The sequence below is a fragment of the Psittacicella hinzii genome, assembly GCF_003585885.1.
GTDB lineage: Bacteria > Pseudomonadota > Gammaproteobacteria > Enterobacterales > Psittacicellaceae > Psittacicella.
On the sequence record NZ_NRHC01000116.1, the window covers coordinates 1 to 12,269 of the forward strand.

At 34.8% G+C, this 12,269-nt stretch carries 8 protein-coding genes; 5 read left to right on the forward strand and 3 right to left on the reverse strand.

What is annotated here, in order from left to right; translation table 11 throughout:
• The first annotated feature begins 366 nt into the window (after positions 1-366).
• Together CKF54_RS07260 and CKF54_RS07265 are read left to right on the forward strand one after the other, a co-directional pair.
• Positions 367-2,307, forward strand: coding sequence for a DUF262 domain-containing protein (locus CKF54_RS07260; RefSeq protein WP_119525689.1), 1,941 nt, complete (start codon positions 367-369; stop codon positions 2,305-2,307).
• 300 nt (positions 2,308-2,607) lie between these two features.
• Positions 2,608-3,507, forward strand: coding sequence for a LysR substrate-binding domain-containing protein (locus tag CKF54_RS07265; RefSeq protein WP_119525690.1), 900 nt, complete (start codon positions 2,608-2,610; stop codon positions 3,505-3,507).
• A 374-nt stretch (positions 3,508-3,881) separates the two neighbouring features.
• On the opposite strand, the gene CKF54_RS07270 is transcribed toward CKF54_RS07265, so the two are convergent.
• A complete protein-coding gene (locus CKF54_RS07270; RefSeq protein WP_222987574.1) occupies positions 3,882-5,129 on the reverse strand; it encodes an NADH:flavin oxidoreductase/NADH oxidase family protein in 1,248 nt (415 codons plus the stop codon).
• Between the two features lie 213 nt (positions 5,130-5,342).
• On the opposite strand from CKF54_RS07270, the gene CKF54_RS07275 reads away from it, so the two are divergent.
• On the forward strand, positions 5,343-5,759 hold the full coding sequence (locus tag CKF54_RS07275) for a winged helix-turn-helix transcriptional regulator (protein WP_119525691.1): 417 nt from the start codon (positions 5,343-5,345) through the stop codon (positions 5,757-5,759).
• A 281-nt stretch (positions 5,760-6,040) separates the two neighbouring features.
• Here the strand turns inward: CKF54_RS07275 and CKF54_RS07280 are convergent, their stop codons facing one another.
• Positions 6,041-7,006, reverse strand: coding sequence for an aldo/keto reductase (locus tag CKF54_RS07280; protein WP_119525692.1), 966 nt, complete (start codon positions 7,004-7,006; stop codon positions 6,041-6,043).
• Between the two features lie 519 nt (positions 7,007-7,525).
• On the reverse strand, positions 7,526-8,095 hold the full coding sequence (locus CKF54_RS07285; protein ID WP_119525693.1) for an NAD(P)H-dependent oxidoreductase: 570 nt from the start codon (positions 8,093-8,095) through the stop codon (positions 7,526-7,528).
• A 1,049-nt stretch (positions 8,096-9,144) separates the two neighbouring features.
• Here CKF54_RS07285 and CKF54_RS07290 point away from each other — a divergent pair.
• Both CKF54_RS07290 and CKF54_RS07295 read left to right on the forward strand, forming a co-directional pair.
• A complete protein-coding gene (locus CKF54_RS07290; protein WP_119525694.1) occupies positions 9,145-10,074 on the forward strand; it encodes a LysR family transcriptional regulator in 930 nt (309 codons plus the stop codon).
• 129 nt (positions 10,075-10,203) lie between these two features.
• Entirely contained in the window at positions 10,204-11,220 is a 1,017-nt protein-coding gene (locus CKF54_RS07295) for an AAA family ATPase (protein ID WP_119525695.1), read from the forward strand.
• The last annotated feature ends 1,049 nt before the right edge of the window (positions 11,221-12,269 follow it).

The following is a 12,269-nucleotide window of genomic DNA, read 5'->3' on the forward strand; positions in this document are numbered from 1 at the left end:
TTTGTTCGGGAATCCCTAATTTTAGTGAATATGCAAAAGAGCATTCTCGTAGTTATTCTAACGAACAAGTATCTGTAAGCAATATCAGCAAGCCGTAGCGAAAATTAATCTTTTACAATTCTCCTTAATATGCGTGTAAAAATGTTTTATCTAGAAAATATCTAACTTTAATTAAGTTAAGCACAAAGATATACTATAATGATTTGGTAACAATAATTTTTTAACCTATGAAAAAATCGTGAGATCTTTAGAGCTACTTAATTGAGTGGTTAAATCATAATCACCAAAGTCTCAAGATATCTCTTGAACAGATACATTTTTATTAACTACCTCTTTTAGAGAGTTTTACTACTTAAGCCAATTACCATGAGTAAAAATATAATTTCTGACGGAAAAAGTATTTCTGATTTACTGACAGATAGTTCAATTGAAAAATTCGTTATTCCAGAGTTTCAACGTAAATATGTTTGGACTAGTAAGAATGCCCAAGAGTTATTTGATGATATTCATAACTCATTTTCATTACAGTTCTCAGAAGAAATTAAAAAATTCTTAGAACCTAATAAAACTAGTTCTGATGGTTTTACTAGACACATTAAAGATAGTTTAAAAAACTTTGATGGATACTTTATTGGGGCTATTATTTATTATGGAGAATCCCATGATAGATATCTTATTGATGGGCAACAACGTTTTACAACTATTAACCTTTTACTAAAAGCTATCCTAGAACATATCACTGATACTCGTCTTAAGGTTAATATTACAGACTGTATTACCGTAGAAGATAATATTCCAAAATTAGAATCACGTGCTATCTTCGATGAAGAAGCTATTGTCTTAAATAAAATCATCTCAAGTACTGATAAAGAATTTATCCCAGCCAAAGAAGACAAAGGCTCTATCATTGAAAATAATCTATACTACGAGAACTACCGCTTATTTGTAGATTCAATCAAAGATATCATTGATGAACTTACCACTAAGTATGAAGATCTTTATAAGGTAGGAGTTACCCAAGAAGAATTAAAAGAACTTTATTTCAATATGCTCGGTAAATACATAATTGATAAAGTAGTTATGATCCCAATCGGAGCGAGAGATTTAGATTCTTCTTTAATTATTTTCCAAACGATTAATAATCGTGGGATCGCTCTGACCAAATCAGATATCTACAAATCTCAAATTTACAATCGTATTAAAAATGACGAGGCAGAATGTAAGTACTTTATTGATGAGTGGAATAAACTTGAGAAAGAGCTAGATGCTTTAAACTGCGATTTTAGTATGCAGGACCTATTTAGTCTCTACCTTTCTTACTGTAAAGGTCAACATGATATTAAAGATGATAATACTAAAAGTGTTGAAGAGCGCTTATTGAGAACAAATCCTCCAACTTGGATTAATAGTAAAGCTTCACACATTATTGATATCTTTAAAGTCCTTCTTGTTCCTTTAAAAGTAGCGTTTAATAAAGATTCTGGTTTAGATACAGACTCTAGAGAAGATTGGGAAATCAGAACGTTTACTAGTAAAAAAATGCTAGACATCCTTTCATGTTTCGACGCCAAAGGTTGGATGCATTCTGTATGTACTTTCTACGCACGTTACCACTATGATAGTGTTGCCCACAAAATCATTGTTCTCAAAGATAACAATGAAATGAAAAACTTCAGAGTCGGTTTCGAACGCTTACTGAAGAAAATTATCTGTATGCAATTTGGCATTGCTTTAACAGACGTTACTGTTTCTCGCCTGAAGTCACAAACTAACTTGTTAAATAGTAGATTATTCCGCGAGGATAACTTTAAAGATGCAAACTATGAGTTCACGTTTGCCGAAAAAGGTGCAAGTAGCAATGCTAAAAAATATAACCTCTTCTCTTTAGAGGTTATGCGTAACAATATTCAAATCCCAAATAAAATTAAGAGCTTAACTTCACCTCTACTTTATTTACTAGCATATGTAAATAATGGACAAGATGGCTTATTACCTGTAGGCAAACTTGAAATTGAGCATATTAAACCGCAAGCTTCATTTAAGTATAATGAAGATCCACAACAGAAAGATCTTTGCAATAATCTAGGTAACTTAACTTTACTTGAAAAAGAGTACAACGCTTCTGCTGGTAACAATAAGTTTAGTGATAAAAAAGTTATCTTTGAAAAAAGTAGCATTAGTATGAACCAAGATCTTCTTAAAGAAACAGAATTTGAAGATCAACAAATTAAGAAACGTACTGAAGAACTTTCTGACTTATTCATTAAAACTTTAAGTGAATGGTCTCCGGAGATCTTCCAAAAATAGTACTTGTATAAGATTACAAGACTAGCACTTGCGTAAGATTACAAGACACAAGCTTGGAATAAGATTAAGTTTTACTTTACCTCCCCACTTCTACTTAGAAGTGGGGATAATCATTTTAATGAGTACAAGACACGCTTACCGAATATAGGAGAAGTAAGATATAATATATTGCAAGCATTTACAAAAATATCCTCAACCTTTGAACCTTACACTCGCTGCTAAAAGCTCTAAGCCTCTACTCATAATTCAAACAAGATAAAGAAAGATCTTTACTTTCGCCTCTCTTGTAAGGTGTATCTTATGTCATCACAAAACTTTACCGAATTAACCCATTTTCTTCTTGTCGCGCAATACCAAAGCTTTGTAAAAGCTGGCGATAAACTTGGTATTTCCTCTTCAGCAATTAGCCATTCAGTTAAACGCCTCGAAGACCGTCTCGGGGTTCGCCTGTTTAACCGTACAACCCGTTCAGTAACTCTTACTGAAGTGGGAAGTAAACTCTACGCTGATTTAACACCTCTGTTTAAATCTATTGATGAACGTGTTGATTCAATAACTGAATTTCTTGATGAACCAAGAGGCACTATCCGCATGAATGTCTCAACCATCGATGCTGAAACTATTGTCTACCCACGTTTAAAACAACTCCTCCTTGATTACCCAAAGATTAATCTCGAACTTTCTATTGATGATAGCTTTGTCGATATTGTTAGTGAATCTCAAGATATGGGTATCCGCTTTGGTAATGATGTCGGAGAAAACTTTATTGTTGTGCAAGTATCTCCACCTACCCGTTTTGGGTTATTTGCCTCAACTGAGTATTTAAAAAAATACGGCACTCCAAAAATTGTTGAAGACTTAGCTCAACACCAAACTATTGGTATGAAACTCGCAAATAACCGTAGTGAAACCCCTTGGGAGTTTCAAATTGGTAACGAACGTAAGCTCTACACCCCTAAATCTCACTTTCTTACCCTGCCAAATTTAACTTTAATCAAACAAGCAGTACTTGATGGTCTTGGTATTACTCTTGCTTTACCAGAAAGCTTTGAGAAAGAAATTGCCGAGGGTAAGGTTGCAGAGGTTCTCAAAAAGTACTCGATTACCTATGAACCAAGATACCTTTACTACTCAAGTCGTAAAGGTAACACCACTGCTTTTAAAATGGTAGTTGACGCATTACGTTATAAAGAAAGCTAGAGACTTTATCACTATTTTAATCCTAAATTTCGTTGTCTTTTTATACACCACTTAACGAAAAATTAACCTACTATAGGGTAACATCTGCTTAAAAAAATCAAATCCTAAAATAAGATTTATATTTGAGTATAAATAAGTTAGAGCGATTCAAGTGGTAGTATTTACATTTTTATAATAGTTAAGGCTGTGGTGTATAAAAAAGCGCCGGAAATTAGGTTTTAATATCGATTAGTACAAGTTAAAGTTAGCAACAATAAAGTCCGGAGAATTCTATCTCCGGACTTTATTGGTAGGTTTGGTTGTTATCTCTTTGTTATTATCTCTTTGTTTTTAGCTTTCCAGTGAGCTTTTAGTTTATCAACCTATCCTAGGTTTTACTTATATCCTTTGCTTAACCATTCTTTATACTGGCGAGTTAACTTTTTACTACGCCATTGCTGCGCAAAAAGAGAGAAGTAGGTATTTAGTTTGCTTCCTGCAGCTTTTCCTCTACCTAAACGGTATAGATGACGTTGAGTAACAAGTAGATTTGCTAAGGCACTTAGAGATTTATCTTTTAAGTTAATCTCAAGTTTTTCTCCATCAACAAGTTTCCCTTGTTTCCAGAGGTTAGGTAAGTTAGGATTTAAAGCTAAGGCTGTTGCTATACCAACTAGATCAACGCCTGAATCTAGTACTGACTTAGCTACGGCAAAACGTCTAATTCCACCAGTAGTCATTAAAGGCATCTTCGCTAGTGGACGGATCTTTTTCGCAAACTCAAGGAAGTAAGCTTCACGTGCTAGTGTACGTTCATCTTTAGTTTTACCATTAAATAGAGTTGGGCTTTCATAAGTACCACCAGATAGCTCAACTAAATCAACATTTAAATCATTGAGATAGCCGATTACAACTTTAACATCATCTTCGTCAAAGCCACCGCGTTGAAAGTCTGCAGAGTTTATTTTTACCGCAATAATAAACTCCGGTGAAACTAGAGTACGAATTCTTTTGATCACCTCTACTAAAAATCTCGCACGGTTAGCAATATCCCCACCCCATTGATCTGTACGTTGGTTTGACAGGGGAGAAAGGAACTGACTAATTAAGTAACCATGGGCAGCATGTACTTGCACACCGTCAAAACCAGCTTGTTCGGCTGCTTGTGCTGTTTCTGCAAAGCGCTGAATAGTAGCTTCAATCTCTTCTTCATTCATCGCTTGCGGCTTAACAAATAGTTTTGAAGTTTTCCCTAAATCAATACCAATTGCTGAAGGAGCATAGGTATGTTTACCTAAACCAGCCATAGCTTGACGCCCAGGGTGATTAATCTGCATCAGAAAAATCGCACCTTGAGACTTAGTTGCCTGCGCCCAAGCTTTAAATGGAGCTAATGGTGTGTCTTTCATTAGTACTACATCACCTGAAGTACTTACACCATTATCATCTACCATTACATTCCCACTGATAATAAGACCAGCACCACCTTTTGCCCAGCGTCCGTAAAGAGTGTTAAACTTCTCATCAGGTAATTGACCATAAGCTGCCATATTTTCAGCCATTGCAGATTTGCCAATACGGTTAGGGATTACACGTCCATTAGGTAAAGTAAGAGGTTGGAACATTAAGTTTTGTTGTATCATTGTGTTGTTACCTTAATTTAATCATTAAATAATTTAGTTACTATCATTTTGATAGTGATATAATACAGCTTTATTTTCCTCTAGTCAATACTTTTTTGATAGTAACTTAACCATAACTATAAGAGTAACTAAATTATGACTAGATAGTGACTGAAATAGTGCTTTAAATAGTACTGAAAAAACAACGAGATTAACACCATATATGGAGAGATTATGACTACCGAAAATTCTTGTCCTATTGCCGCTTGTGCTTCTTTTTTAGGAGACAAATGGAACCTTCTAATTTTAAGAGAGTTATTTAAAAATAATCATCGCTTTGAAGATTTTCGTAAAAATTTAAGCATTGCCCCAACAATTCTTACTAAGCGTTTACAACAACTATGTGAACAAAATATTATTAGCAAACGTAGATACAGCGAACACCCTCCAAGAGATGAATACTACCTTACTCCTATTGGAGAATCTCTATTGCCAATTATCTTAATGATGCGCAAATGGGGACATGAACACCTAGATGTTCCTTATCCTAGCCAAGTTAAAAACCGTCTTACTGACAAAGAAGTAGATCCTGTTCTAATTGACAAGAACAACGAAAAAGTTATTGCTTTAGAAGATCTATACGTTGAGTAAGGCGTAAAGACATAAACAGTTAACAAGTTAACAATAGACTAAGGGCTTAGCCACAACGGCTAAGCCCTTAATCTGTGTAAAAATCTAAAAGTTTAAAGCTTAAAGTTTAAAGCTAAATCCTAAAAGCTTAAACTTTTAAAAACCAAAAGCTTTAAGAACTTTCAAAGCTTAAACTTCCTAAAACCGAAAGCTTAAATCCTAAAAGCTTAAACTTCCAAAAGCCAGAAGCTTTAAAAACTTCAAAAGCCTCAGCTTCTAAGCTCCAAAGTCTCTACTTCCAACTAATTGTCATTCACCATAATGTTTTCCCAAGATCCACGAGTATTTACTCCCGTAGCTTCGGCTAGTGTTTCAAGTTGTGCAACTTCTTCAGCTGTTAAAACAATATGTTGCGCTTGTGCAGCTTCAAGCACTTGTCTTGGTTTTGTAGCACCAATTAATGGAGTAGTACCTTTTGCTAGAGCCCAAGCAACTGCTACTTGCGCAACGCTTGCGTCACCATGGTTTTTACCAACTTGTGCCATGTAGTTAGTTAGGTTTTCTAGCTCTGGTAGGATTTTATTATAAGTTTGTGCACGTAAACTACCCTCTGGTAATGGGTTGTTAACATTGTAACGACCAGATAGTGCCCCTTGCTCAAGCACCATGTAAGCAAAGAACTCAATGCCATTCTCTTCACAGTAAGCACGGATACCACTTAAATCAGAGTAACGATATAGTAAGCTGTAGTGGTTTTGTACTGCATCTAGTTTTAAACCAAATTGTGCTAGAGTTGAGTTTACTAATTTGATTTGCTCTAGGTTGTGGTTTGAAACACCTAGTTTTTTAATTTTGCCAGCTTTTACAAGAGAAGCTAGTTCTTCGGTAAATTGGTTTACATCTGTTGGATTGTGAATCCAGTAGTAATCAAAATAATCTGTGTTTAGTCTCGCAAAACTCGCATTTAACATGTCTGTTACTGGAGTTTTTGAATCATAGTCTCTTACGTTTGGGGTGAACTTTGTTGAAAGAACAAGCTCCTCACGTGGAGTATTTTTACTTACAGTTCCTAAAGCTTCTTCAGAGCTTCCCATACCATACACTGCAGCCGTGTCCCATAGGTTTAAACCATTTTCCATTGCAAGGTTAAACACTTCTGTCATTTGTTCAATGCTTAGGTTATTACCGAATACTGTATCACCACCAGCAAAACCTTGACCCCATGACCATGTACCTAATGCGATGCGAGCTTGTTGTTTAGTTGTCATAATCTTATCCTCTTGTTGTTTTATTATTTTGTTGCTTTGTTGTTTGTTATGTTGTTTGTTATGTTGTTTGTTATGTTGTTATGGTTATTAACAATCAAAAAAGTATTTAGTTGAGTTACATTAGAAAGCAAAGATCAAGATATAGGTATAACTTGAGCCTAGCCAGAGCTTCGGGTAACCACCCCTTAAGCTTGAACTCTATTCCCAAGTTTAACCTTGTCTTGTACTTTTCTCTTTGCTTTATACTGCTATTATACGGAAGTTATCCTTAAAGAAAAATAGCTTAATAACAAAAATACTTTCAACTTAAAGTTGATAATTTAGGAGTGTTCTTTTAATTTTCTTTCAATAATGGTGCTTAGAGTGATGTTATTAAGCTATTGCTACTAAATAGTAGTAATTAGTAGTAATTCGTAGTAATTCGTCAATTGGCTACTAAGCTAAACAGTTATTTTTAAGCTGTTACTCTAAGCTAATGTTCTTATACTACTAAGCAATTATTCTTAAGCAAAATTCTTCTTAAGCAGGTTTACGTTTAGAAACAGAAAGCACATGGCTACCTAGTGGACTTTCTAAACGAGTTTTTACTACTTGACTCCAGTTAGCTAAATCTTCATCTGACTGGAAACCAGCACCATAGAAGAATAATGGTTCTAAATAAGTCATTGAACAGAACATAGCAGAAGCTTCTAACGGTGATAAAATTTCACGTGCTGAATGTAGTAATAACCCCTCTTGACTATAGTTATCTGTTGAACAACCTGCTGAAGTAATTACTTGTAACTCTTTACCAGCTAGGGCATAACCTGCAGGACCAAATGCCCAGTTGTAACCCCAAACCACATTCATGTATGCTTTAAGCATTGGAGTTAGGTTAAACCAATGGATTGGGAATAAGTAAACAATACGATCTGCACGTTCATGTGCTTCTTGCTCTGCTTTTACATCAATGGCATTAAAGTCTGAACCATAGAGTTCTTCAAGGTTACGTACTTCTACGTTATCCACACTTGAAGCTGCGGCTAAAAGAGTTTTAATTACTTTAGAGTTATTGAAATATGGGTGTGAAACTACAACTAGAGTTCTCATAATAATGTTGTCCTTTATTGTTATCTGTGTTGTTTATTTTGTACTGTTTAAATGATGTACTGTTTAAATGATGTACTGTTTAAATGATGTACCGTTTAAATGATGTACCGTTTAAATAGTGTACTAATGTACTGTTTAAATGATGTACCGTTTTAACGATTGCTACTTATATATGTAGAGAAGTTTACCCTCAAGTACATATATGTAAATGCGCATCTCTTATTGTTAGATGATCCTTTTTTACTCTTTCTTAAGCGGTTCTTAAGAAGTTCTTAAGCATTTCTTAAGCTAATTTTTAACTTTTTCTTAAAAAACTATTAGCTTCTCTTGTGCTTTGAGTTGAAAATACATTACAATAAAAGAGTAGAGGTTAGGTTATCTGCACTATCTGCGCTATCTGCGCTATCTGCGTTATCTGCGCTATCATGCAAGAAAGTTATCTAGCTATCATGAAAGAAAGACAGCTATGCTGTTGATGATTATAAAAGTGTACAATTAGTAAAACAAGTAGTTACATTTACTTCTACTTGGTTACATCTAGGTCATAATTACCTAGGCTTCTACTAAATACTAGCTAAGAGATAGCGAAAAATTTTGCTACAAAGCTTCCCCTCTCCATTCTCATAACTCACTTTACTTTTATTCCACAGTCAGTAGATTGTAAAGTTTATTCTACTGTCTATAGATTATAAAGATGTTTGAGGAAGTTCAGGTTCATCTGTTTCTCCGAGCTATTATAGGCTAGTATTTCTTAAGAATAAACCCAACAAACAGAACAACATTTTCAACTTCAAGTTGAAAATAATTAACACAATCAAAGTTAGTTTTAACATACAATTAAAGCTAGTTCTACAACACAATCAAAGCTAGTTCTACAACACAATCAAAGCTAGTTTCAAAACACAATCAAAGCTAGTTTCAAAACACAATCAAATCTCGCTCTGAAACGCGAAGGAAGAACGAAATAATTAACTAGCTCAACAACAAACTGTTTAACCAATCAACCAACAAATTATTCTAAACTTATTTCCTTAAGGACTTTATCCTTTATGCAAAAACTCGACGAATTACGTACCATTACTTCTTTTTTAAAAGCTGCTGAATGCGGTAGTTTTACTCAAGCAGCAGATGTTTTAGGACTAACTCCAGCTGCTATTAGTAAAAACGTCTCTACTTTAGAAAAATCTCTAGGGGTAAAACTATTTAACCGTACAACTCGTAGTCTCAGTTTAACTAACGAAGGACAAGCTTACGCAGAGCAAGCTGGTAAAGCTCTTAGCTTGCTCGAAGAAGCCAATGAATCTTTACGTCAACTGTACAATGAGCCTTATGGACGTGTAAAGATCTCAGCTCCTAATACCATTGGTCGCATCTTTTTAATTCCACTTCTTCCGCTGTTAAAAGCGCAGTTTCCTCAAATTACCATTGATCTTGATCTCAATGACCGCAATGTCGATCTGGTAAAAGATAACTTTGACCTCGTAATTCACGGAGGAACGATAAACTCTTCTTCACTTATTGCGAGAAAGATCGGTTCGCTTGCTCTTTGTGTTGTGGCAACTCCTACTTACTTACAACAGAATGGTACACCAGCTACCCCTCAAGAGTTAGAACAGCATCAACTTTTAACCCGAGCTCTTTCAACTGGTAAACTCATGCCTTGGTCTTTTGTGGATAACGCTGGAGATAGTTACTCTTTAAGCTTGGATAATCCAGCATATGTCTTGACTGATGTTGCTGCTTTATTGGAGCTAACCCTTGCTCATCAAGGGATTGCTCAATTACCTTACTATCTAGTACATGAACATCTTGAGGCAGGTACGCTAGTACAACTATTTGCTGATGAACACCAAGAGGGGGAGTATGAATTATTTATGCAGTACCCTCATCGTCAGTTCATTGCTCCTCGTGTAAGAGCTGTTATTGACTTTTTCCACAACCAATTAAAAGATAACCCAAGTCTTAATTACAAAAAATAACTCCAAGGCTTAAATTACAAAAACAGCACTAAGTCTTAATTACAAAAAATCGTACCAAGACTTAAAAAAATAGCGCCAAGAATTATATAATAGAACAAGACAGAACATCTATACTTCAGGATTTTGCATATGAAAAACTATTATCTTTACGAAGATTTAGCACCTCAAGATAAAGCTAAGCTAATTAAATACTTCTTCCAAGAAGTTAAAGCTAATCCAAATATTATCTTACCTAAAACTCACCAAGAAGACGTTCCACGTCTTGCTAAGTACCTTTCGCGTCCTACAGGTATCCATAAAATCCTCCTGTCAGGTAGTGCAGGTAGTGGTAAATCAGCAATTGTACGTTTAATTGCTGCCCAAGCAAATAAACGTTTAGTAAAAGTAGACGTAACTGCGTTACTGTCTTTTGACTCATTTGCGTTTGATCTTGATGAGAAAAGCTCATTACCAACTGTTGCAAACAGCAACAGTAACTTACGTATTGCGTTAAATAGCTCTTTAACTAAAGCGATTAAACTTGTATTTAAGTTAATGCAAGAACCAGAGTTCAACAACTCTATTGTCTTCTTTGACGATATGGATTACTTACTTGAAGAAGATAGTAAAAACAAACACGCATTACTTGCTTTAATCAACGGTGTAAGTGATCTACCAGAAACAGTTGCCTTTATTGGTACAGAAACTAGTTACTTACCACGTGGTGCAGAGCACTTAAGATATCCATTACCTTACTCTCTTCGCTTTGCATTCCAAGAACACATTCTTGTACGCGGTGAGTTCACTGAAGAAAGTTTATTTGACTATGGCTTAAAATGCGTACGTGAGTTAGCAGAAAAACCAATTTACGCTAATGCCAAAGTAGATCAAACTTTACTTTACAAAGTTCTGCAGTTAAAACACAATAGCTTTGTTCCTGCAAAACTAAAAAATCTGTTACAAAAAGCATTTGCTTTAAGTGATCTTGAGCAAAATCCTTACGATTACTTAGCAAAACTTTATGAACTGCTCTATGGTTACAAGCTTGCTCCACACGTAGAAGCACGTGATGACTTCGAGTTTAGAACCTATGATGAGCTATATTTAAGCGATAATCCACAAGGAAGTTTAAATTTACAAGAAATTAATCTCATTTTAGGGTTATAATATAAGTAATAATTAAAAATAGAATATTGTAAGAACCCACCTCTAGAAGCTTATGCTTTTAGAGGCTGTGTCCCAAACTTTGGTTGAAGCTCAGCTATTGGCTGAGCTTTTTTTAATAGGTTTTTAAGCTTCCCTGAAGAGCACCCGTTCACGGTTTTACTTCCTCCCCTGTTCGTTTTATTTCTCTGCCCCTTATCTTTCCAGCTTATCTTTCCAGCTTATCTTTCCAGCTTATCTTTCCATCTCTTGTTCTTTTAAGCCATACCCCAAGCACTAGACAAAACAAAAAACCTACGTTTGTGGTACAGCGCAGAGATTTTCTACTCATGCTATTTTCCATTTTTATGCCTCTGCATACTGAATTACCTTAAAAAATTTAAGGGCTTTCCTAGGAAAATGCGGTATTTCTGTATGCTGGCAGCACACATTTATATAACTCTTTCATAAAAATATTGCTTTTTATTTTGACTTCTCTTAAAATAGCGATAAAAGAAATGAGCATGATGTTAAGTAACTAAAAACTTTAAATACCCATATTTAACATCTGCAAAGGCTAATGATGCTTTTGCTTTCTCAAGTAGATCACGGGAATATATCTATCCAAAGAAAAACCTATAGCCAAGTATTTACTTACTATTGCGTTTCTCCTTGTGGTCTTTCTAAGATAATCGCTTATAAGAAACTTTGTGAAATAAGAAATTAAAAGTATTAACTACTTTTATTACTTGTTAAATAAACTTTAAGCTTAAACTTTTTATTTACTAGAGATACTCTAGTATCAGTCAGTCTTTTGGTTTTAAGCTTAGAATTTAATATAGATCCAATAAGCTGTGGCTTATTGGATCTATTTTTTTATTATTTACTAGTTTCATTACTAAATTCACTCACTAGTTTCATTACTAGGTTTTGTTACTAGGTTCTGCTACTATGTTCTGCTACTATGTTCTGCTACTATGTTCTGCTACTATGTTCTGCTACTATCCTTTCGGTTTAAGGTTATTTAAGTTGTAAGCACTAGATTGTCATAACAATAGGGATTCCCGATAACC

Coding starts and splice junctions, on each gene's coding strand:
- CKF54_RS07260 (WP_119525689.1), top strand. CDS start 367: ATGAGTAAAAATATAATTTCTGACGGAAAAAGTATTTCTGATTTACTG.
- CKF54_RS07265 (WP_119525690.1), top strand. CDS start 2,608: ATGTCATCACAAAACTTTACCGAATTAACCCATTTTCTTCTTGTCGCG.
- CKF54_RS07270 (WP_222987574.1), bottom strand. CDS start 5,129: ATGATACAACAAAACTTAATGTTCCAACCTCTTACTTTACCTAATGGA.
- CKF54_RS07275 (WP_119525691.1), top strand. CDS start 5,343: ATGACTACCGAAAATTCTTGTCCTATTGCCGCTTGTGCTTCTTTTTTA.
- CKF54_RS07280 (WP_119525692.1), bottom strand. CDS start 7,006: ATGACAACTAAACAACAAGCTCGCATCGCATTAGGTACATGGTCATGG.
- CKF54_RS07285 (WP_119525693.1), bottom strand. CDS start 8,095: ATGAGAACTCTAGTTGTAGTTTCACACCCATATTTCAATAACTCTAAA.
- CKF54_RS07290 (WP_119525694.1), top strand. CDS start 9,145: ATGCAAAAACTCGACGAATTACGTACCATTACTTCTTTTTTAAAAGCT.
- CKF54_RS07295 (WP_119525695.1), top strand. CDS start 10,204: ATGAAAAACTATTATCTTTACGAAGATTTAGCACCTCAAGATAAAGCT.